The 24,179-nt window shown below is 29.9% G+C and carries 19 protein-coding genes; 1 reads left to right on the top strand and 18 read right to left on the bottom strand.

What is annotated here, in order from left to right; all coding sequences use genetic code 11:
• Positions 1-23 precede the first annotated feature (23 nt).
• From XO10_RS08890 to XO10_RS08845, 10 genes are all read right to left on the bottom strand, one after another.
• Positions 24-2,195, bottom strand: coding sequence for a methyl-accepting chemotaxis protein (locus tag XO10_RS08890; RefSeq protein WP_014297241.1), 2,172 nt, complete (start codon positions 2,193-2,195; stop codon positions 24-26).
• A 177-nt stretch (positions 2,196-2,372) separates the two neighbouring features.
• Complete coding sequence (locus XO10_RS08885) at positions 2,373-2,726, bottom strand: PadR family transcriptional regulator (protein WP_014297240.1); 354 nt, start codon at positions 2,724-2,726, stop codon at positions 2,373-2,375.
• Between the two features lie 119 nt (positions 2,727-2,845).
• A complete protein-coding gene (locus XO10_RS08880; protein ID WP_175421410.1) occupies positions 2,846-4,501 on the bottom strand; it encodes a nucleoside kinase in 1,656 nt (551 codons plus the stop codon).
• An 834-nt stretch (positions 4,502-5,335) separates the two neighbouring features.
• The gene (locus tag XO10_RS08875; RefSeq protein ID WP_014297238.1) at positions 5,336-5,575 is read right to left on the bottom strand and encodes a glutaredoxin family protein; all 240 of its coding nucleotides are present in this window, start codon (positions 5,573-5,575) and stop codon (positions 5,336-5,338) included.
• 141 nt (positions 5,576-5,716) lie between these two features.
• Positions 5,717-6,031, bottom strand: coding sequence for an STAS domain-containing protein (locus XO10_RS08870; RefSeq protein WP_014297237.1), 315 nt, complete (start codon positions 6,029-6,031; stop codon positions 5,717-5,719).
• A 49-nt stretch (positions 6,032-6,080) separates the two neighbouring features.
• Positions 6,081-8,075, bottom strand: a complete 1,995-nt coding sequence (locus XO10_RS08865; RefSeq protein WP_175421409.1) for a glycoside hydrolase family 13 protein — start codon at positions 8,073-8,075, stop codon at positions 6,081-6,083.
• Positions 8,076-8,079: 4 nt separating this feature from the next.
• Positions 8,080-9,876 (bottom strand): ribosomal protection-like ABC-F family protein, encoded by a 1,797-nt coding sequence (abc-f, locus tag XO10_RS08860; RefSeq protein ID WP_014297235.1) that lies wholly within the window; start codon positions 9,874-9,876, stop codon positions 8,080-8,082.
• Between the two features lie 2 nt (positions 9,877-9,878).
• On the bottom strand, positions 9,879-11,951 hold the full coding sequence (locus tag XO10_RS08855) for a sensor domain-containing diguanylate cyclase (RefSeq protein ID WP_014297234.1): 2,073 nt from the start codon (positions 11,949-11,951) through the stop codon (positions 9,879-9,881).
• Between the two features lie 79 nt (positions 11,952-12,030).
• Positions 12,031-13,041 carry a 6-phosphofructokinase gene (locus XO10_RS08850; RefSeq protein WP_014297233.1) on the bottom strand — a complete coding sequence of 337 codons (1,011 nt, stop codon included), beginning with the start codon at positions 13,039-13,041 and terminating at the stop codon, positions 12,031-12,033.
• Positions 13,042-13,058: 17 nt separating this feature from the next.
• Complete coding sequence (locus XO10_RS08845) at positions 13,059-15,038, bottom strand: sodium-translocating pyrophosphatase (protein WP_014297232.1); 1,980 nt, start codon at positions 15,036-15,038, stop codon at positions 13,059-13,061.
• A 132-nt stretch (positions 15,039-15,170) separates the two neighbouring features.
• On the opposite strand from XO10_RS08845, the gene XO10_RS08840 reads away from it, so the two are divergent.
• Entirely contained in the window at positions 15,171-15,521 is a 351-nt protein-coding gene (locus XO10_RS08840; RefSeq protein ID WP_014297231.1) for an STAS domain-containing protein, read from the top strand.
• A 52-nt stretch (positions 15,522-15,573) separates the two neighbouring features.
• On the opposite strand, the gene XO10_RS08835 is transcribed toward XO10_RS08840, so the two are convergent.
• The 8 genes from XO10_RS08835 to XO10_RS08800 are packed head-to-tail and all read right to left on the bottom strand — an operon-like array spanning position 15,574 to position 24,110.
• Positions 15,574-16,008 carry a hypothetical protein gene (locus XO10_RS08835; RefSeq protein ID WP_175418499.1) on the bottom strand — a complete coding sequence of 145 codons (435 nt, stop codon included), beginning with the start codon at positions 16,006-16,008 and terminating at the stop codon, positions 15,574-15,576.
• A 1-nt stretch (position 16,009) separates the two neighbouring features.
• Positions 16,010-16,585: an aminoacyl-tRNA hydrolase gene (pth, locus tag XO10_RS08830; RefSeq protein ID WP_014297229.1), complete on the bottom strand. Its 576-nt coding sequence runs from the start codon at positions 16,583-16,585 to the stop codon at positions 16,010-16,012.
• Positions 16,586-16,592: 7 nt separating this feature from the next.
• Positions 16,593-17,216, bottom strand: a complete 624-nt coding sequence (locus tag XO10_RS08825; protein ID WP_014297228.1) for a 50S ribosomal protein L25 — start codon at positions 17,214-17,216, stop codon at positions 16,593-16,595.
• 29 nt (positions 17,217-17,245) lie between these two features.
• Positions 17,246-18,202 (bottom strand): ribose-phosphate pyrophosphokinase, encoded by a 957-nt coding sequence (locus tag XO10_RS08820; RefSeq protein WP_075780719.1) that lies wholly within the window; start codon positions 18,200-18,202, stop codon positions 17,246-17,248.
• Positions 18,203-18,207: 5 nt separating this feature from the next.
• Positions 18,208-19,557: a bifunctional UDP-N-acetylglucosamine diphosphorylase/glucosamine-1-phosphate N-acetyltransferase GlmU gene (gene glmU / locus XO10_RS08815; protein WP_175421408.1), complete on the bottom strand. Its 1,350-nt coding sequence runs from the start codon at positions 19,555-19,557 to the stop codon at positions 18,208-18,210.
• Between the two features lie 60 nt (positions 19,558-19,617).
• A complete protein-coding gene (gene ruvA / locus XO10_RS08810) occupies positions 19,618-20,175 on the bottom strand; it encodes a Holliday junction branch migration protein RuvA (protein ID WP_014297225.1) in 558 nt (185 codons plus the stop codon).
• Positions 20,175-21,491, bottom strand: coding sequence for a folylpolyglutamate synthase/dihydrofolate synthase family protein (locus XO10_RS08805; RefSeq protein WP_014297224.1), 1,317 nt, complete (start codon positions 21,489-21,491; stop codon positions 20,175-20,177). The genes ruvA and XO10_RS08805 overlap by 1 nt, the downstream gene beginning before the upstream one ends.
• Positions 21,492-24,110 (bottom strand): valine--tRNA ligase, encoded by a 2,619-nt coding sequence (locus XO10_RS08800; RefSeq protein ID WP_014297223.1) that lies wholly within the window; start codon positions 24,108-24,110, stop codon positions 21,492-21,494.
• Between the last annotated feature and the right edge of the window lie 69 nt (positions 24,111-24,179).

The raw sequence follows: 24,179 nt of genomic DNA, 5'->3' as shown, positions 1-24,179 counted from the left end.
GCTATCATAAATGCCCCATTTTTTTATATCCTGAATTTCTTTGTAATAGAATGTAATTGTTCAGCTAATTCACTTAATACCTGACTTTCCTTTGCGACTTCTTCTGCTCCATCACGTTCTTCTTCAATTGCCTGAACTATATGTTTTATCTTTTCTGTTATTTCAGCAATACTCTTACTTACATTTGTAACAGCGCTTGCCATTTCTTCTGTTGATGCGCTCTGTTCTTCAGAAGCTGCAGTAATATTTTCTGATAATTGTTTAACCACATCTATCTTTTCTGCAATTTCATGGAACTGTTTATTTGCCACTTCAATAATTTCATTGGTTTTTTCAACCTCTTTCTTAGCCTTTTGAGTGGCTTCATTTGCTGTATTAGCACTTTCCTGAATTTCTTTTAAAATATCTGCTATTTTATCTGTTGCATTTCTACTTTCTTCTGCAAGCTTTCTAATTTCATCAGCAACTACAGCAAAACCTTTTCCTGCTTCTCCAGCCCTTGCAGCCTCTATTGCAGCATTTAATGCCAATAAATTTGTTTGTTCTGTAATGCTACCAATTGTTTCAACAATTTCACCAATATTCTGAGCTTTTCCTGCTAAATCAGAAACTATCTTTGCTACATTAGATGTTTCTTCCGAAACACCTTCCATACTTTTAACAACATCATTCATACTCTTTTGCCCTATATGAGCAAATTCTGTAGTTTCTTCTGCACTCTGACTCATTTCCTGTGTTGATTCAGAAATATTCTGTGAACTTGTTGCTATTTCTTCTATTCCTGAAGATACCTCTTCAACTGCTGAAGAAAGATTTTCTGTATTCTCGCCAATAACCTCTGCCTGAGATGAAATTTCCTGAACATTTGCGCTGTTTTCTTCTGAAACTGCTGCTAAATCAGTTGAAGAAGAATTTAATTTCGTAGAAATATTAATAAGCTCTTTCATTGTATCATTAAGATTTTTAACCATTGAATTTAAACTTCTTCCCAATTCAGCAATCTCATCATTACCTTTTACATCAATTTTAACTGTAAGATCACCTTTAGCAATTTCCGCAAAAGCTCCAACAGCCATTTTTAATGGTTTTAATAAATTTTTTGTAAATACATAACTAACCACTATACTTATAACAATTATTATCACAAGAGTTATAATACTTATTCTAATTAATGCTTTAGCATCTGCTGTACTTTCATCATAATCAATTTCACCAATTAACGCCCAGTTTAATTCTGCATGTTTAAAAGGCATATAAGCACTTATTACCTTTATCCCTCTATAATCTTTAATTATATTCCAGCCTTCTTCACCATTTAAAGCCTTTTGAACAGAAACAGTGTCAACCATTTGCTTTAATATTGTTCCTTCTTTAAACCTTGAATCACTTCGCATTAATTTATCAGGTCCCACAACATATGTTTCTCCGCTTTCTCCCATACCAGCTGATTCATGCAAGACCTTATTTATTTTATTAATTGGCAATTGAACCACAAGATATCCAATTGTGTTTCCCTTACTGTCTTTAATAGAAATACCTGCAAACCCTGCTGGTATCCCATTTGAAGGAGCATAAGATGCAAAATCAACATAGTGCACATTATTATCGTCTTTTTCTTTTAATAATCTCACAAGACTTCCTAAATTTGTATCCTTCCATTTGCCTTCAAGTATATTAGTTGCAAAATCTCTTTCCTTATAATATGTATACGGAATATCCCCATCAGCACTAATTAAGAATAAATCATAAAAACCATATGTATCTATCATATTTTTGACTATTGGATGTAAAACCTTATGTATTTCATTATATTCCTTTAATTCCTGAGCATGCACCCCTGATAATTCTGTCAATTTGTATTTTTCACCAACAGGATAAGGATTATCATCAATAAAAGCTTTTTGTAATATTTCATCAGGTTCTCCTAATTCTTCTATATGATGAAAAGCTTCTTTTAATTCTCCAAGATTTTTAATAAACAAATTTCGCTTAGAATTTAATCTTAGAAAATCATCTACCTGCCCCAAATACATGTTTAGTTCATTTGACGATTTTTTTGAAACCAATATAAGTTTTTCAGCATCAGAGTTAATCATTGAATTAACAGACGATTTAACTGTAAAAAAAGTCAGAGAAATCAGGGAAAGTATTGTTATCCCCAAAACCATAGTGAGAACTTTGCCAGTTAATTTCATACTCTCTCCCTCCTTTTAATCCTTTCATTAAAAATTATAACATATTTTCATCTTTTTGAAACACTTTAATTTTTAACCCGGAGTTGCAATACGGTAAATAAATAAATAAATAAATAAATAAATAAATAAATATGATAAAAAAATAAAAAATAAGGGCTTAAGCCCTTATTTTTTATTTTACAACCTCTCCACTCTATCAATAAACACATCAATTATATGTTTAAACTCTATAAAATCCTTTTTTGAATTTTCAAGGAATAACATTCCATCATGTGTAATTTTATAAATCTTTTTTGATGGACCTGGTTCTGAGGTATCCCAATCTGTAACAACAAGTCCCATCTCTTCCAGTTTTGCAAGGGTTCTATATAAATTACCCATTTGCCCTATACCGTTGAGCATAACACCAAATTCAGAGAGTTTATTTGCTATTTCATAGCCATGAGATGGCTTTTCAGCTATTATTAATAATACAAAGGATTCTATCCAGCCTCTTCTAAACCTTCCCTGTCCTCTACCTCTTCCAGGCATTTAATTACCTCCTACTGAAAAAATTAATACAAAATATTAATTAGCAATTTGAAATAACTTTTATTTACCCAATCATAAAAACTTCATTTTTATTATATCATAAAATTTTTTCAGTAATATTAATATTCAAATGTGCTATCGCCTATAAACTCCCTTAAAACTGAGATATTTGGTACATGTTTTATTGCTGGAAGAGGAAGGAAATAATCTAAGAATCTTAGCAATCTTTTTGCTTCTGTATATTCAGGTAAAGTATTGTCTATTTCAAGCAATAATGGTTCTGCATATAATTTTAGTATTGGCAATTCATATATTAAATATGAATTGAACATAATATCTGCTTCTTCCTGATATGGAAAGATATTTGCTTCTTCACCTTTTCTTACTTCTGGCCATAATTGTAAAGTTCTTAATGCTGTTGCGCCTCTAAAATTATAATCTCTAACTATTCTTCTTATTAATCTTGTGTCTGTTGTAGGTATTCTATTCATTTCATCAAGATTCATCTGTATTAAAGCGCTAACATATACCTTGAATTTTTGATCTCTTGGTATGCTTTCTGTGAGTTTTTCATTTAGACCATGAATTCCTTCAATAATAATAGGTTGATTTTTCCCTGCTTTTACTTTCTTTCCTGTCCACTCTCTTTTTCCAGTTACAAAGTTATATCTTGGTAATTCAACTTCTTTACCTTCAATTAAATCCTTAAGATTTCTATTTAATAGATCAAGATCCAGCGCCTCTATTGATTCAAGATCTTTTTTCCCTTCTGGAGTCAAAGGTATTTTTTCATAATCCATATAATAGTCATCAAGAGATATTTGCAATGGTTCTTTACCGTTTACCTTTAATTGTAAAGCTATTCTTTTTGCACTTGTTGTTTTACCAGAAGAGGACGGACCTGCAAGACATATTAATCTTACATGTTTTCTTTTCATAATTTGATCTGCTATATTTGCATATTTTTTTTCATGAAGGGCTTCTGCTATTCTTATTAATTCTCCACTTTTATTTACACCTTTTGCAATTAATGAATTTAATTCTCCAACATTTTGTATATTTAATATATCAAGCCATTTTTTATATTCAATAAAGGTTGCTGAGAGTTTTGGCAAAGGTTTAAATTCCGGAATCTTATCTGGTGATGATTGATTTGGATGCAATAATACAAATCCTTTGTCATATGCAATAACATCAAATAATTCTATATACCCTGTTGAAGGCGGCATGTATTCATAGAAATAATTTATATACTCGCCACATTTATAAACCTTTACTGTTGTTTTTTTTCTGTATTTAAATAAAATAGCCTTATCCTTTTCGTCATTTTCATCAAAATATTTTATGGCATCGAATTTGCTTAATGTTATTTTTTCAAATAACAAATCCTCTTCTATTATCTTTTTCATTTCAGCTTTTAATTTCTCAATATTTTTTTCTGAATTTTTTACTCCTTTTATTTCAAAATACAATCCGCTACCAATAGAATGATGTACAACAAGTTTTGATTTTTTAAATTTTCTTTTTAATGCAATATATATAATAAATAATAAAGCCCTTCTATATATCCTCATACCTTCTGTTGAAGTTACATCAACTGGTTCAGCATATCCGCTTCCATGAACCTTTTTCCATAATTCTTTAACTTCATTGTTGAATTTTACTGCAAGTACAGTATATTTATTTTTCTTTTGCAATTCTTCAGCTATCTTAAAAAACTGCTCTCCTTTTTTTATTTTAAATTCCCCGTTTTTAGTTTTTACTATATAACTCATCTTATCCCTCCCTAATAATGATTTTATTTATATAAATTGAAAAATTTAGCTTAAAAAATAAAAATGAACGAAGACAAAAATTTCCCACAACGAGGATTTATAAAGAATATAGTCAAGAAAACTTCTTAAAAAGATTCATTTATGCTATTAAATATTTGTATATCAAAAACTTTTTTCGAAAATAGAAATAATAATAATCGCTCAAACGGTAGAAAATTCTAATCCTCAAAAATTCTCGTTCCCGCCGGTCGTTGCAGACTCACATCCATGTTCGTCCTTTTGTGTTGTTGATTAAGAAAAATAAAAACTCCCTCAAACAACTTGGTTGCTGATCCTCGAAAATCACTCATTCCCGGCTGTCGCTTAGATTCTGCATCCCTGCAGAAGCTGCGCTCAAAAAAACATCCTGTTTTTTTGACAGCCTCCATTCGTGATTTTCTCGGGCAACCTGCGAGTTTTCGTTCGTTTTTATTTTTCTCAATCATAGTTGTTTCTCTTCGGAATTTTCAAGTTTTCGCTCATATTATTATTTCTATTTTCTTATTTCTTATTATATTTTATTATATAAGTTAAACATAAAAAACACGAGTAAAAAGGTGAATGAAGGCTTGAAATTTCACCGCCTGAATGAACCTTTTTAGGAGTGTTTTTTATAGAACAAGGATCAGAAATTCTTGCTGTTTGAATGAACATTATTTTTCTTTTTTCTACATCACAAACTTTTATAAAAAAAGGTGACATTAATTATACTACAAAATTTCTTCAATGTCAAAACCTAAAACAAAAGAAGTCCGCTTCACCAAAATTAGTGAAGCGGACTTCTTTTGTTTTAACTTATATTCCAAGCAATCTTTCAATTTTTGCTTTGTCAAATCCTACAATTGTCTGATTTCCTATTTCAATTACAGGAACACCCATTTGCCCTGTTTTTCTCACCATTCTTTCAGCTGCCTTTTGATCCTTTTCAACATTATATTCTTTAAAAGGAATACCCAATTGCTTGAAATAATTTTTTGCTTTTCTACACCATGGACATCTGGATGTTGTGTATATTGCTATTTTTACATGTGGCATTATTATACCCCTCCTTTATATACAATTTGTATATATTTACAGATAATTTATGCCATATTTGGGTTAAATCTAAAAGTCTATTTATGTAAAATTTTTATAAAAATAAAAAAAGCTGCTTTAAAGCAGCTTTAGAATTCAAATTTATTCAACATCATATTCTCTTACAGGGATGATTTTATCTAATTTTACTATTTCAATTACTTTTTTCACATTTTCATTTCTTACATTATGCAATTCCATTGAACCACCTTTTTTCTTGTAGTTCATAAAGAAATATAATATTCTACCCAATCCACTACTATCTATATAGTCAAGTTTTGACATATCAATAAATATTCTTTTTATTCCGTTTTCTGCTAATTCGTTTAGTTCATCCCTTAATTCTTCTGAATTAGTTATATCAATTCTGCCTTGAAGAAATATTGTTGCACTGTTTCCATAAATTTCTTTTTTCATGTTTTTTCCTCCTCTCATTTTCCTTTATACATATTATAACACATTTTTATTATTTTCCAAGAAAAATAATAAAACTTTTTTTGTTTATTGTACCTTTTATACTCCCGTTTTCCACATTTATTTCATCAATTTCATTATTTTTTATTGATATGCCTTTTTTCATTTTCTTTTCTTTTACTTCGCATAACCATACTGGAATTTCAAAGTCTTTATCTTTATCTGATATATTCACAATTACAACAATTTTTTCGTCATTATTCCATATTCCATAAGAAACAAAATCCTTTTCCCATTTTAAAAATTCTATTGAACCATTTCTCAAAACCGGGTGTTTTTTATAAAAATCAATTACTTCTTTAAAAAAATTCAGTTTTTCCTGCGATTCTTTTTCCTTTAATTTATCCCATGGAAATGTTCTTCTATTGTCAGGATCTGTCCAGCCTGGCAATCCTATTTCATCACCATAATATATTCCCGGAGAACCCGGCAATGTAAATAACATTATAATTCCAATTTTAAAGATATCCCAATCTATACCTTTTTCAGCTTCCTCTGGACCTAAGGAATAACTCCTTCCTACTTTTTTAGTAGTTCTTGTTGCCCATCTTGAATGATCGTGATTGCTCAATTGATTCATGGACAAATATTTTGAATTCATTGGCATTTGACTCCATGCCCAACGCAATTGTTCAATAAACCATTCAGAATTTCCCAACAATTCTGGCTTGTAATCATCATTATGTTTTTCCATACCGGTTAAAAAGTAACTTATAGGATCCATAGCTCCAATATAATTCATTATACCATCCCATGATAAATTCTCAATCCATTCTTTAGGAGATTCATAATCTTCAGCAAATATTATGCTTTCAGGATTTTTCCTTTTTACAATTGTTCTGAAATATTTCCAGAAATTTTTATTGACCTGTTTTGTTTTTCCTAAATCTCTTGCAACATCTAATCTCCAACCGTCAGCATTATACGGATATGAAACCCATTTTTCCCCGATTTGAGATATGTATTTCCATAGTAATAATGTTTTGTCGTAATTTAACTTCGGAAGTGATTTATATCCCCACCAGCCTTCATATTCATTATTTTTGTCCAAATAAAAGTATTCGCTTTCTGGCACTTCTTTGTTATTTGCAACGCCAACATCTTCACCATATATTTTATATTCATTTACCCATTTATGATATGAACCACAATGATTAAATACACCATCAAGAATTATTTTTATATTTCTTTTATGAGCTTCTTCAACTAATTTAGCAAACAGTTTATCACTGGCTTCAAGATTTTTTTTAGATGTTGTTCTTATTTTGTATTTTTCTGTTAAATCCTCTGTATCTTCTACTATTACTCCTAAATGGGGATCTATATGTTCATAATCCTGTGTATCGTATTTATGAGGACTTGGAGATACAAATATTGGATTTAAATATATTACTTCTATTCCTAATTCCTTCAAATAGTCCAGTTTATCTATTATTCCCTGTATATCCCCACCATAAAATTCTGTGTGTCCTTTTGTAGGATGTGGATATTCATTCCATTCTTTTTTTCTTATTTTTTCACCATCATATATATATTCGCCATCTACTGGATCATTTGTTTTGTCTCCGTTGTTAAATCTATCCGGGAATATTTGATAGTAAATTGCTCCTATTGACCATTCTGGCACTTCAAAATTTGGAATTATAATAAAATCTTCTACGTGCCTGTGCTCAACTATTCCTCTCGAATCGTATTTTATTGTTCTGTTATCGTTTTCAAAATGTATTTCAAAATGATAGCGTATAATCCTTTCTGTTAATTTAAACTTTGTACTGAAATATTTAAAGTATTCATCTTCTTTTTCAAGGTGCATTACTGTATGTTTGTATTTATTATGATGCTTTTGAACAAGAAAATTTAATCTCCCCTTTACTTTACCATATTTTTTTGGTATTCTTATTTTTATTGTTATTTCGTCACCAACTTTGGGATTTACTGGCATTAAAAAGTTTTCGCTTTGATCGGAATATATTCCGAAATAATTCATGCAATCATCCTCCAATTTTTACTAATTCTTTTAGTTCTTTATTTATTTCATCTTCTTCTAAGGTTATTTCATCCATTCTCTTTTCAAGTTGTTGTTTTTCATTTTCAAGTTCCATTAATTTTTGATAGTTTTGAGAATATTTTACCATTTCATTTTCAATTTTTTCAATCTTTTCTATTAATTCTTCAAATTCTTTTTCAAGATTTATTTTTTTTCTTTCCAGTGTTTTTATTCTATTTTTTATCCTTTTGGCTTCTTTATATTCAAGATTCTCAGAAGAGGATTTTTTTATTTTAAATGTTTCATTTTGCTGTTCGTTTATTATATCTTCAAATTTACTATACTCTTTAATATACCCGTTTTTTATTACAAAAAATCTATCTGTTATGTTTTTTATTAGTTTCTCATCATGCGAAACCATAATAATTGAACCTTTAAATTCTTTTAATGTTTCTTCAAGGGTTTGAACTGTAAAAATATCAAGATGATTGGTAGGTTCATCAAGTATAAGCACATTTGGTTTTTGAAGTATTACTTTTGCCAGCGCAAGTCTGGTTAATTCCCCACCACTGAGATTTTTAATACTTTTAAATACATTATCTCCCGAAAAGCCGAATCTTCCAAGATATTTTCTTACTTCAAAATCCTGCCACTCAGGTACATCTTCCCATATTACACTCATAATATCCTTTTCTTTTCCCAAAGAAGAAATAACCTGATCAAGATATCCGATTTTTATGTTATATCCCCAATTTATTTTCCCTTTTTCAGTTTTTAATTTTCCCATTAATAATTTTAATAATGTTGATTTTCCAGAACCGTTTTTTCCTATTATTGTTATTTTTTCTTTTTCATTTATTTCAAAGGATATATTGTTTAAAATTGTTTTTTTATCATATGAAAACTCAAGATTTTTAACTTCCAATACTTTATATCCCGTTCTTTTTGGTTCAGGAATCTTTATTTTTATTACCTGTTCTTCTTTTAAGGAATCTATTTCTTCATATTCTTTAAGTAATTTATCTCTTAACATTTCCCTGAACTTGGCCTGTTTCATCATTTTTTCGGTTCCCCATTTTCGGAAACGCTCTATCATTCTGTTTAATCTTTCTATTTCCTTTTCCAGATTTTTCTTTCTATTTTCTATGTTTATAAGCATATTTTCCCTTAATTTTAAATATTCTTCATATTTTCCATGAAAATCCCATAATTTAAAATTATTTATTTCAAAAAAGCGATTTGCTAATTCTTTTATGAATTTTCTGTCATGAGAAACAAATATCATTGCACCTTTGTAATTTTTTAAATAATTTATCAGCCAATTAATAGAATAAATATCAAGATGGTTTGTTGGCTCATCTAAAATTAAAAGATTATAATCTCCAGCCAATACTCTTCCTAAGGCTAAACGCGTTAATTCTCCACCACTTAATGTGCTGATTTTTCTATTCCACTCTTCTTCCTCAAATCCCATTCCTTTTAATACAGAACGAACTATTTTATTTTTCATTTCTTCTTTTATATTTGATTCAATTTCTTTTAAAACGTATTCATATAGATTTAAATCCATTTCGTCTGCTCTAAATTGTTTTAAAAATCCTATTTTTAGATTTTTGTTTTTTATTATATTTCCTTCTAATGGCTCTAATTCATCATTTAATATTCTTAATAATGTTGTTTTTCCTGAACCATTTGGACCTATTAAAGCTATTCTATCGTGCTCATAAATTGAAAATGAAACATCGTAAAAAAGATCTTGAGTACCAAAATTATACGATATATCCTCAACTTTTAGTAGCATATTTATTCCTCCGGCTTTTTTCTTTTATTTATATACATTCTTTTATCAGCAATATCAAGTAAAATATCAATGTTTTTTCCTTCATCTGGATATATACTATATCCAATACTTGAACTTATATTTATTTTTATATCCTCAAAAATAAACGGTTTTTCTTTGAAAACTTTTTTCATTCGTGAAATAAATGATTCTATTCCCTCTTTATCTGTATCCATTAAAGCGACGGTAAATTCATCTCCGCCTATTCTTCCAAATAAATCGCTTTCTCTAATCATTGAGGAAACCTGTTTTACAAAGAATTTTAAAACTTCATCTCCTACTTTATGTCCATATGTATCGTTAATATGTTTAAATTTATCTATGTCTATATACAACAATCCCATTCTACTGCTGTTGTGTCTTGACAGGTATGACATCATCATTTTCACTCTTGAAAAGAATGCCTGCCTGTTGTATATCCCGGTTAAATAATCAAGTTCTGCTGATTTTTTCAGCTGTAATTCAAGGAATACTTTTAAAATTAGATATTCAAGATTACTTTTTATTATATTGGCAAAATTAAGATCTATATCTGAAAATTTCTTTTTTTCATCAAAGATATCCAGTGTAAGTAAGCCATATAATTTTCCTCTTAAATAAAAAGGTATGATTAAACTCTGTTTTATCTCTTTTAATCTTCCGTATTTTATAAGTAATTCATATTCGTATTTTGGTGGAATATATATATCATCCCAATCATCTATAATTATTGGCTTTTTTATGCTTAGCGGTAATTCCGGGTACTTTATTTCTTTTAATTTTTCAAAGTTATACCCCTGAACAGCTTTATATGTGAATATTCTTTGATTTTCCTCTATTGTAAGTAAACTACCTGCTTCTGCAGATGGGATAATATCTATTACCGTATCCAATATTAATTGATACATACTTTCATTCCATGGTTTTGTCAGAATTTCATTGTTTAGATTAAGAAATTTTGTTGCGAATTTTGCATTGTATTTTAGTGTCTCAAGATATTTCTTTTCTGCTGTTATATCAAGCCCTGAGCTAAATGTCTTATCTATATTTCCATCTTCATCTAGTAAATATGTATTATGCCAGGATATATTTAATATTTCCCCATCTTTTGTTATTATTTCGTTTTCAAAATACTCTACACCCTCAAGCTCACCGGACATTATTTTATTAAAAACTTCTTTTACTTCATCTCTAATATTTTCCGGTATAAAATTTTCAAACCAATTTTCTCCTATAACCTCTTCTTTTTTTACTTTTAATATTTCACAGGCTTTGAGATTTAAGTCTTCTATATTTCCATTTTTATCAAGAATAACATACATTACCTGTGCATATTCAAAATACATTCTGAATTTTTCTTTTTCTCTATATAATTGTTCTTCAAGTTTTTTTCTGTCAGTTATTTCATGATCAATTTCCTGGAAATAATATTCACCATTTCCTTCCTGAACATTTATTGCATGAACTTCAACCCATTTTATTTCTCCATTTAATGTTTTATATTTCCTTTCATACGGTTCAATTTCTTCTTTATTATCCAAAAGTTTTTTTATTTTATTTACATGTTCATAATCTTCCTTAAAGACGTGTTTTTCAACTTCCATCCCAACCATTTCTTCAGGTGAATTATATCCCAATAATTTTGCTGCTCTTGGATTGGCTTTTATTAATTTTTTGTCTTTACCCCAGAAAAATATGGCCTCGTTTGAACGCTTAAATATTCCGTTGAATGTTTTTTCTAATTCAAAATATTTTTTATAGAATTTATACAATCCAAACATCAAAAATACTGTTCCATATATAATTAAAATATTTTGCCAGAAAAAGATATTAAAAGGTTTAAATTCATTTATAATTTCAAGGGTGTTTTCTACTAAAAACATTATTATTCCGGCGGTAAAAAATTTATTTACATATTTTACAGAAAATGCTGCTAAAAAAACAAGTAATATGGAAGTTAAACCTTCCATTATATAATAAGCATAATTAATATTAATAAAAGATATTATACTTATTATTAACAGAAATAGAAGAAAATAAAAATGTGGTTTTTTCATTTTATCACCGCCTTCTATCCATATTATACCATAAAAAAATATTGGACAGCTGTTAAGCTGCCCAATATTTTTTACTTAATTAAAAGAATATTTTAGCCATATCATATATTTTTGGTTCAATATCTTTATTTTCTAACAATTCTTTTGAGAATGGTACATCTGTAATTTCAAATCCTTTTAAAGATAAAGCTACATTAACTTTTCCTTTTTTAACATATTCTATTGCCGCTGTTGAGAACATTGTAGCAATAAGCCTATCAAATGAAACAGGTGCTCCACCTCTTTGCATGTATCCAAGGTTTACATTTCTACATTCCACTGTTGGTAATTTTTCTTTTATATATTTTGAAATTATGTCTGAAGGGGTTGAACCTTCTGGCAACTTTTCTTTTATATCCTTTAATTTTTCGTCAAGAGGGCATTTTTCTTCAACTACTACTATTGAGAATTTTTTTCCTTCATCGTATCTTTTCTTTATGTTTTTTAATAAATTTTCCGGATTAAATTCAATTTCTGGTATAAGTATATAATCAGCTCCTCCTGTTAACCCTCCTATTGTTGCAAGCCATCCTGCTTCATCACCTGCAACTTCAACAACAATAACTCTATGTCCTGCACTTGCTGTTGAATGAAGTGCATCCAATGTTTTAGTAACAGTTTCCAATGCTGTAAAGAAACCTATGCTAAAATCTGTCCATGGAAGATCATTGTCTATTGTTGCTGGAATAACTACAGATGGCATACCTTCTTCAGAAAGCTTTAAAGCTATTGATGTTCCTGTATGCCCACTCATAATAACAAAAGCTGTAATCTGGTATTTTTCAAAATTATCTTTCAATTTTTTAAAGTCTTCAGGATTTTTTGTGGGATCGAATTTTGAAGAACCTAAAATAGTTCCTCCTCTTTCCAGGATACCCGAAACGTGTTCTTTTGTCATTATAAATACCCTATCTTCAATAAATCCCTTAAACCCATCATATACTCCAAGTACTTCAATATCTTCAATTGCAGATTTTCTTACTAAAGCTCTAATTGCAGAATTTAATCCCGGACAATCTCCACCTACATTCAAAACAGCTATTCTTTTCATCTTAATCCCCCTTTCATTTATTGAAAGATTTTTATTAATATAGGAATAACAACAATAGAAACTATAGACATTAATTTAATAAGTATGTTAATAGCAGGGCCTGCGGTATCTTTAAATGGATCTCCTACAGTATCTCCAATAACTGCTGCCTTATGTGCAAATGAACCTTTACCGCCAAATTCGCCTGTTTCAATATATTTTTTTGCATTGTCCCATGCACCACCAGAATTTGCCATGAATATTGCAAGCATTACACCTGATACTGTTGTTCCAACTAACATACCGGCTACTGCCTCTTTTCCAAGTATAAAGAACATTATTATTGGCATAAATACAGCTAATAATGAAGGTAATACCATTTTTTTCAAAGCGCCTTTTGTTGCTATGGCAACACATGATGAATAATCAGGATCAGCTTTTCCTTCCATTAATCCTACAATTTCTCTAAATTGTCTTCTTACTTCTTCAACCATTATTTCTGCAGCATCACCAACAGCTTTCATTGCCATTGATGAAAAAAGAAATGGTAACATTCCACCAACTAATGCACCTATAAATACCTGCGATTTTGCAAGATCTATTATTTCAAGGTTTACAACCTTTGTATATGAAGCAAATAATGCTAAAGCAGTTAATGCAGCTGAACCTATTGCAAATCCTTTACCTATTGCAGCTGTTGTATTTCCAACTGCATCTAAAGCATCGGTTCTTTCTCTTACATATGGTTCAAGCTCTGCCATTTGTGCAATACCACCTGCATTATCGGCAATAGGGCCATATGCATCTATTGCTAAAGTAATTCCAAGTGTTGCAAGCATTCCTACACCTGCAAGCGCTATTCCAAATAATCCAAGAAGATTATACGATACTATTGTTGCCAGAGATATTAATATTACAGGAATAGCTGTAGATTCCATACCAACAGCCATACCATTTATTAGTAATGGCGCAGCTCCGCTTACTGCACTTTTAGCAAGATGTTTTACAGGTTCTTTTGCTGTATAGTATTCTGTTATTGAACCTATTAACATTCCCACTACCATCCCCAGAAATATAACATAAAAAGGTTTTAATGTCTTTAAGAATATTAATGATAGAAAAAATACTCCTATTAATGTGAGTATATTTGCTATATACATTCCAAAATGTAAAGCTTTTGAAGGATCTACATTTTCTTTGTCTTTTAGATTAAAATTAAACACCAAAATTCCTATAATTGCAGATATTATACCTATTGATACTACAATAAATGGAAATGTTGCACCTTTTTCGCTGAATAATATAACCCCTAATGCAGAAGCAGAGAATATTGAACCTACAAATGATTCATATAAATCTGCTCCCATTCCAGCAACGTCACCAACATTATCACCAACATTATCAGCAATAACAGCTGGATTTCTTGGGTCGTCTTCTGGAATTCCTGCTTCTGTCTTTCCTACAAGGTCTGCACCAACATCTGCAGCTTTTGTAAATATACCTCCTCCAACTCTTGCAAATAACGCTACCAATGAAGCTCCCATTGCATAGCCACTCATTGATATGGTATCGCCATTTGTGAGATAAAAAACGAGTCCTAAACCAAATAATCCCAATGAAGCTACTGTCATTCCCATTATAGCTCCACCATTAAATGCTATTTTTAATCCATTACTCAAAGAATGAATTGCTCCCTGAGCTGTTCTGGTATTTGTTTTTGTAGCAATACTCATACCAAAGAAACCTGATAAAACTGATAAGGTTGCACCCAGGAAAAATGCAAGCGCCATCATCCAGCCATTGGTAAGTCCCAATAATATAAATATTATTCCAACAATTACATAAAGGATTTTATATTCTGAAATCAAAAATGCTCTTGCACCTGTCTGAATGGCACCAGAAATTTTTTGCATTTTTTCGTTTCCCGGTGAATTTTCAAGTACTTTAAAGGTTAAAAAGATTGTAAATACAATCCCCACAAGACCAAATACAATTCCGCTTAGATTTAGTATTGTCATTTTGCCCCTCCTTTTCATTTTGTTATTTTTTATAGAAATATTATATCATAAATTATATAATTATTTCACTTTTTTTGTTTATTAAAGCAACTGATTTTATAGACGATATATTTAATGTCGGAGGTGATGGAAATGAAGAAATATTGTGATATAGAAAAATTTAATAATTATTATCTTTTAAAATTTAATGATAATTTGAATATAGAAAATGGAAAATTTGTAAAAAAACAATTAGAGGAAATTTTAGATATAAAGGATAGTAATATTATTGTGGATTTTTCAAATGTATATTATATGGATAGTAACGGACTTGGAATAATTATTACTTTAATTCAAAAAGCCAGACATTTTAATAATAAATTGATTTTTATAAATATAAATTCTATGATTAAAAATATCTTAAAAATTACCAAGGTTATTAATCTTATGCTTATTTTAGATACAATAGAAGAAGCTAAACGTTATAGTAAAACTGCTATTTAAATTTAATATTTATAAATCCCCTCTATCTGGTTTTCCAAATAGAGGGGATTTTTTATTTAAGCATTCTTTTTAATTTTTTTATAATCTTTTCTATTGCTTCCATTTTATCTATATCGTTGTTTTTTCTGGCTGCCTCATATTCTTTAGATAAATAATATAATGTTCTTTCAATTACTGTTTGCGTATCTCGTATTTTTGAGTTTTCATCTTCTTTAAATATTAAGCGCTTTGAATGTATAGGCCCTTCTGATAATACCCATGTTTTTACCCCGCTAATTTCAACCGAGGATTCCATAAATTTTGAATGGTTTTTAAAAAAAAGTTTTGTAGTAAAGAATTTTATCGTTGTTTCATTTACTGGAGAAAGATGAAATCTCATAATTTCCTTCATGCATTTTTGACAATATCCAATTTCAGTCATTATTCCGTCATAATCAAATTTCTGGACTATTTCCGCTTCATTGGTTTTGCATAATTGACATTTCAATTTAATCATCTCCAGTTAAATCACGATTGTTATATTTGTTCATTGCATCTGTTATTTTTCCTCCGAGAATAATGTTTATTGCATCTACTGTTTTATCTATTACTTTGTATAATTTATACATTTCTTCATTTGTAAACTCACTTAATACATAATCTGCAAGGTCTATTCCTTCTGGTTTTGGCCCTATTCCAACGCGTATCCTTGGAAAGTCTTTTGTACCAAGTACGGAGATAATGGATTTTAATCCATTATGACCTCCAGCAGAACCATTTGGTCTTATTCTAATCTTCCCAAGATCAATGGATATATCATCATATATTACCAGTATATTCTCCGGTGATATTTCTTCTATATAATTTTTCAGTTCAAAAAACACCTTTCCGCTTAAATTCATATATGTAAGCGGTTTTATTAATATTATATCATCATTTATATATCCTTCAAAGGTGTTTTTTTCAATTTTTTTGAATATCTGCTTATTTAATTCATAATATCTATCGATAACCAAAAACCCCACGTTATGCTTTGTAAAGACATAACGTGGGCCTGGATTACCTAATCCTATTATTATTTTCATAGTTTAATTAAGCTTCTTCTCCTTCTGCTTCTTCTGTTTCTTCTTCACCTGTTGTTTCAGCTGCTCTTGGTTCTGTAACAGCTATAACAACTTCTTCTGGGTCAAGTAATACATCTATTTCTTCAGATATGTTGAGGTCTTTTACTGTAATATGATCTCCAAGATCTAATTCTGAAATATCTACTACGAATTTTTCTACAATATCTTTTGGTAATATTTCAACTGGTAATTCGTGGTAGTGGATTTCTAACATACCGCCTCTTGATAATCCTTTTGCTTCACCTGTAAATTCAATAGGAATGTTAAGGTGCATTTTATGTCCTGCTGATGGAACATAGAAATCAATGTGAATTGGTTTATCTGATACTTTGTGTCTCTGTAATGTCTTTAAGAATGTTGTTACTGAATATGTTTCACCATTTTCCTTTTCAATGTTTAATTGAATAGGTGTTGTTTCTTCAATTTTTTCAATCATTAAGAATGCATCAACAGAAGAAACCTTTAAAGCAATATTTCCGCCTTCTAAACCAGGTCCATAGACTATAGCGGGAATAAAACCTTCTTTTTTGATGTGATTTGCTTTTTCTCCTTCTTTTCTTTCAATAGCTTTTAGCTGGTATACTTTTGCCATTTTAATCCCTCCTATGTTAATAAATTATTTTATTTAAAGAGTATACTTACTGATAAATTATTTTTGATCCTTGCAATTGTTTCACCGAGAATTGAAGATACGCTTAATACTTCAAATTTGTCCGGCAAATCATTATGATATATTGTATCTGTAACATATATTTTTTCAATTACTGAATTTTGTAACTTTTCCTTTGCATTTTTGGAAAGAACTCCATGAGTTGCACACGCTATAACCTTTTTAGCGCCATTTTTTACGAGCATTTCTGCTGCTCCAACTAACGATCCTCCTGTATCTATTATATCATCAAATATTATAGCTACTTTATCATTTACATCACCAATTATATTGACTATCTCTGCTACATTATCTTTTGGTCTTCTTTTATCGAGTATTGCAAGTGGTAAATTCATTTTTTCTGCAAATTTCCTTGCTCTTTTTACTCCACCAACATCTGGTGAAACAACAACGGAATTTTCTTCATCAAAATCTTCGCATTCATTTCTAAAATAATTTACAAATACAGGAAATCCCATAAGATTATCAACAGGTATATCAAAGAATCCCTGAATCTGTTCCGCATGCAAGTCTATTGTTACTATTCTTGTTGCTCCTGCAACAGTCAATAGATTGGCTACAAGTTTTGCTGATATTGGATCTCTACCTCTTGCTTTTCTGTCCTGACGCGCATAACCAAAATATGGAATTACAACAGCTATTGAATTTGCTGATGCTCTTTTTAATGCATCAATCATTACAAGTAATTCCATTAAGCTTTCATTTACAGGTGAAGAGGTTGACTGAATAACAAATGTATCAAGTCCTCTAACTGTTTCACCAATTCGAAGATTTACTTCACCATCAGCAAATCTTCCAAGTTCTACTTCACTTAATCTTGTTCCAAGATACTGAACAATTTTTTCAGCTAATGGCTGATTAGCTGAACCGGAAAATATTTTAATTTCGTGGGCCATTGAAAAAGGCATAATTTTTACTCTCCTTTCTCCCTCTTATTAAATACCCAATTTTCTTTTGTTACCTGCCTTGCTCTTCCAAGTGCAAGTGAACCTTCAGGTATATCTTCTGTTATTGTTGAACCAGCACCTATTAAAACATCATTTTCTATTTTTACTGGAGCTACCAATGCTGTATTGCTACCTACAAAAACTCTATCTCCAATAAATGTTTTATGTTTATTTTTTCCATCATAATTACATGTAATTGTTCCAGCACCTATATTTACATCTTCACCTATTGTCGCATCACCAAGATAGGTTAAATGTTGTGCTTTTGAACCTTTACCCACTATTGTTTTTTTCGTTTCAACATAATTTCCTATTTTTACCTTTTCATTTAATACTGTTCCGGTTCTTAATCTGGAGTATGGCCCAACGGATACATTATCTTTCACTATAGCATCTTCACATTCTGAACGCAATATTTTCACGTTATTTCCTATTTGACAATTATTTATTCGTGTCATAGGACCTATTTCGCAATCTTCACCTATTTCTGTTTTTCCATATATAAATGTCATTGGATAAATTATTGTATCCTGCCCTATTTTTACGTCAGGACCTATATATACTGTATCGGGATCTGTTATTGTAACTCCGTTTAGCATTAAATTTTCAAGTATTCTTTTTCTTAATATTTTTTCAGCATTTGTCAGCTGAATTCTATTATTAATTCCCAACGCTTCTGAAAAATCTTCTAAAACATATGTTTCCACATTTTCTAGCATTTTAGGAACATCTGTTAGATAATATTCACCTTGATTATTATTTGGTTTTAACTCTTTTAATGCATTTTTTAGCTTATCTCCCTTAAATATAACGAAACCTGAATTTATTTCTTTTATTTTCTTTTCTTCTTCTGATGCATCAGCATCTTCTACAATATTTATGAACTTTCCATTTTCATCTTTTACTATTCTACCATATCCAGCAGGATTATCTAAAATTGCGGTTAGAATTGTAGCATCTGCATTTGTATTTTTATGTTTATCAATTAACTTCGACAATGTTGAAGCGGTAATTAATGGTGTATCTCCATATAATATTAATATATCTTCGTCATTTAAAAATTCTTCAGCTGACATTACAGCATGACCAGTTCCCAATTGTTCTTTTTGATAAAAAATCTTTATTCCTTCTGGAAGTATTTTTTCAACAAGTTCTCCTTTATATCCAAGAACAACTCCTATTTCTGTAGGATTTAATTCTTTCGCAGTATCTATTACCCAATTTACCAATTCTTTTTCAAGAATTTTGTGCATTACCTTTGGATATTTTGATTTCATCCTTTTTCCAAGACCAGCTGCCAGAATTAATACTTTCATAGCACACCCCCGACATTCTATATTTTAACATTATTTTCATTAATTAAAATTAAGATATTATCACAATTTCTTCAAAGCTTGTGTAATTATATTCTCAAGCGTCAATTTTTCTATATCTATTTCCTTTAATACATTAAATACTTTGTTTTTTTCAAATCCCAGAGCTTCAAGAGCTTCAAGAGCATCTTTTAATTTTGTACTTTCTCCACTTACAGGTAAGGTTTCAAGATTTTCACCCAATTCGTTGATTATTCTTTCTGCTGTTTTTTTACCTATTCCAGGAAGTTTAGATAATCCCTTTACATCCTGAGAAGCTATCATATTTATTAATTGTTCTACATCTATTTTCTGAAGAATTTTCAATGCACTTTTTCCACCAAGTTTTGAAACCTTTTTTAAATTAAGAAATATATTTCTTTCAATATCATCATAAAACATATAAAAAGCTATGTTCCATTCTGATATTTCAAGATGTGTTTCAAACACATATTCTTTTCCTATTTCACATCTTTCTAAAATCCTGTATGTTGGAATACTTTCAAAAAACATATTTCCAGATTCTATTATTATTTCGTCTGGAGTTAATTTTTCCACTTTTCCTCTTACTTTTCTAATCATTATATTTCCTCCAGATTTAACATATATCCTCTTATTTTTCCAACCAAATAAAGAGAACCTGTAACAAAATAATAATCATACGGAATGGTAAGTAAATAATCAAAGGCTTTTATTGGATCCTGAATATATGTAACGTTTCTTGAGTATTTTTTAAATGCTTTATATACTGCTTCTGGATTTGAAGATCGTTTATTTGGAACCTGAGTAACTATTATATAATCAAAGTTATCTGCCATTAACTTTACCATTCCTTCAAAATCTTTATCATCTAATATTCCAATTAAAGCTGCTTTTTTGAAGTTTTTTGTGTATATTTTAATTGAATTTTTTAATGCCAAAGCTCCAGAAATATTGTGCGCTCCTTCTAATATAACCTTTTTATCATTATATTCTATTAATTCAAAACGCCCTTCCCATAAAAAGTTTTTTAATCCTTTTTTTGTTTTTTCAATATCAAATTTTAACTCTTTTTTTTCCATATATGCCTCTACTGCCATAACAGCTGTGGATACATTATATGGTTGATATGTTCCATTTGCTTTGAATACAAGCCCGGGAATTTCTGTATATATGCTCTTATAATCAATTGAATTCCAATTCAATGAATATATGGGATTTTTAAAATTATAGTCCTTTTCAAATTCAAATACTTTTCTTATTCCAACTTCATTGGCTCTTTCAAATATTACCTCTTTTGAAGATTCATTTATATTCCCTAATACTAAATAATTATCAGGTTTTATTATTCCGGCTTTTTCATAGGCTATTTGTTCTAATGTATCTCCAAGTAAACTTGTATGATCATATTGTACTGTTGTAATAACAGAAACTTCAGAATTTACAACATTAGTAGCGTCAAGTCTTCCTCCAAGTCCTACTTCAAGTACAGCTACATCAACATTTTGTTCTGAAAAATATTTTAATGCCAATGCGGTAATAATTTCAAAAAATGATGGCGACATATCTTCTGACATGGCATCCATTTTTTCAATTGGAATAATCATATCATTAAGAATTGAAACAAATTCCTTTTCTGTTATGGATTTTCCGTTTATTTTTATTCTCTCTTTTATATTGGTTAAATGCGGAGAGGTAAATATTCCTGTTTTTAACCCATGAGCTTTTAATATCTCATGTATAGCTTTTGATGTACTTCCCTTACCATTTGTTCCTGTTACATGAATAACAGGGAAATCCCTTTGAGGATTCCCCAATAATTCACATAATTTGTTTATTCTATCTAAACCATACTTTATTCTTGTGCCACCACGCCTATCGTATATATACTCTACAGCCTTTCGAAGTGACTCTATCATTTAATCTAACTCCCTTAATAATTTTTCTAATTTTTCAATCTGGCTTTTTACCATTTCAAATTTTTCTTTTGTTTCTTCTATTACTTCTTCAGGAGCTCTTTCAATAAAGTTTTTGTTATTTAATTTTTTATCGTATTTCTGGAATTCTTTATTGAGTTTTTCAAGCTTTTTGTTTAATCTTTCTTTTTCAGCTTCTATATCAATAAGTTCCCCAAGCTTTACGTATGCTTCAACATCTTCATCAACATATGATGTTGCAGATTTTTCAGGTTTTTCTGAAACTATTTCTATATTTGTTACAAATGCCAATTCTTTAACTGTCTTTTCATTTCTCTTTATCCAGTCATTATCGCTTAAAGTTTTATATGCTATTTCAACCTTTGTTATCTGTGGAATATTTATATCAGCTTTTACATTTCTTATACCTCTAATAAATGCTTTTATCTTTTCAAATTCTGCTTCTTCATTTTCAAATACGAAGTTTTCATTATACTCTGGCCATTTTGCAGTTACAAGATACTTTTCATCTGTAATCTTTGGTAAATTCTGCCATAATTCTTCTGTTAAAAATGGCATAAATGGATGCAATAATCTTAACGAAGAGTCTAAAACACGAACCAATACATTTTGTGCAAGTTTTTTATCTTCTGATTTTAATCTATTTTTCACAGCTTCTATATACCAATCACAGTATTCATTCCAGAAGAAATCGTATAATGCTCTTGCTGCAATGTTAAACTCGTATTTTTCTATTGCTTCTGTAACTTCTTTTATTGTTTTATTCAATCTTGTAAGCATCCATTTGTCTTCAAGGGTTAAGTCTTCCGGTTTTAATTCCATCTTTTCAAAATCATCCATATTCAACAATACAAACCTTGTAGCATTCCATATTTTATTTGCAAATTTTGAATATGAATCAATTATTTGAAGATCTAATTTTATGTCCCTTCCCTGTGCCGCGAGAATTGCCAGTGCAAATCTCATTGGATCAGCACCATATTTTTCAATAACTTCAAGTGGGTCAATACCGTTTCCAAGGGATTTTGACATTTTTCGTCCATGTTTATCCCTTACAAGTTGATGAATATATACATCTGAGAATGGTTTATCTCCCATGAATTTTTCTCCCATTACAATCATTCTTGCTACCCAGAAAAAGATTATGTCAAAACCCGTCATTAACAAATCAGTTGGATAGTATTTTTTGAGATCTTCTGTTTCTTCTGGCCAACCCAATGTTGAAAATGGCCATAATGCAGAGCTAAACCATGTATCAAGTACATCTTCATCCTGCCTTAGATTTGTGGATCCACATTTTTCACATTTATGTACATCTTCTTCAGAAACATTTATATGTCCACAATCTTCACAATACCATACAGGTATTCTATGTCCCCACCATAATTGTCTTGAAATACACCAATCCCTTATTTCATTCATCCAGTTAAGGTATACCTTTTTCCATCTTTCAGGATAGAATTTTATGTCTCCGTCTTCTACAGCTTCTATTGCTTTTTCTGCAAGTGGTTTCATTTTTACAAACCATTGATCTAAGAGGAATGGTTCAACTACTGTATCACATCTGTAACAATGACCAACTGAATGTTCTAATTCTTCTATTTTTAATAAATATCCTTCTTTTTCAAGATCTTCAACTACAGCCTTTCTTGCTTCTTCTCTTGTCATTCCGGCATATTTTCCACCATTTTCATTTATCTTTGCATATTCATCCATTATTTGAACTGATTCAAGATTATGTCTCTGACCAAGTAAATAGTCATTTGGATCATGTGCAGGCGTAACCTTTAAAGCACCTGTTCCAAATGATGGATCAACATATTTATCTGCGATTATTGGTATTTCCCTTCCTACTAATGGTAATATAGCTACTTTTCCAACATAATCCTTATATCTTTCGTCTGATGGATGTACAGCTATTGCTGTATCTCCTAACATTGTTTCTGGCCTTGTTGTTGCAATTATTATATAATTATCCTCACCTTTTATTGGATATTTTATATGATATAATGCACCTTTTTCATCTTTATGTTCAACCTCTTCATCTGATAAAACTGTGCCACAGCTTGGACACCAGTTTACTATATATTTTCCTTTATATATATATCCTTCATTGTATAATTCAACAAATACCTTTCTTACAGCTTTATTTAAACCTTCATCAAGTGTAAACCTTTCCCTTGACCAGTCAACAGATGCACCTATTGCCATTATTTGCTTTTTTATATGTTCTCTATATTCATTTGCCCAATTCCATACTCTTTTTATAAATTCTTCCCTGCCATAATCTTCTTTTCTTTTTCCTTCGCTTTGCATAAGGAACTTTTCTACAACATGCTGAGTCGCAATACCTGCATGGTCTTCACCAGGTAACCATAATGTATCCTTACCTTGCATCCTTTTAAATCTTGTCACTATATCCTGAAGGGAAATATTCAAAGCATGTCCCATATGAATTTTTCCAGTAATGTTAGGAGGAGGTATCACAACAGAAAATTTACCATTACCTTCACCTTTTGCTTTAAACAATTCTTCGTCAAGCCAAACTTTGTACCACTTTGTTTCTATTTCATTTGGAGTATATCTTTTTCCAATATCCATATTTCTCCCTCCCAGTTCTCGAAAATTGATTATTACCTATATTATACTTTAATGTTGTTAAGAATTCAA

Origin of the sequence: Marinitoga sp. 1135, from assembly GCF_013363245.1 — a bacterium.
Classification (GTDB): domain Bacteria; phylum Thermotogota; class Thermotogae; order Petrotogales; family Petrotogaceae; genus Marinitoga; species Marinitoga piezophila.
This window is presented reverse-complemented; position numbering and strand designations above follow the sequence as displayed.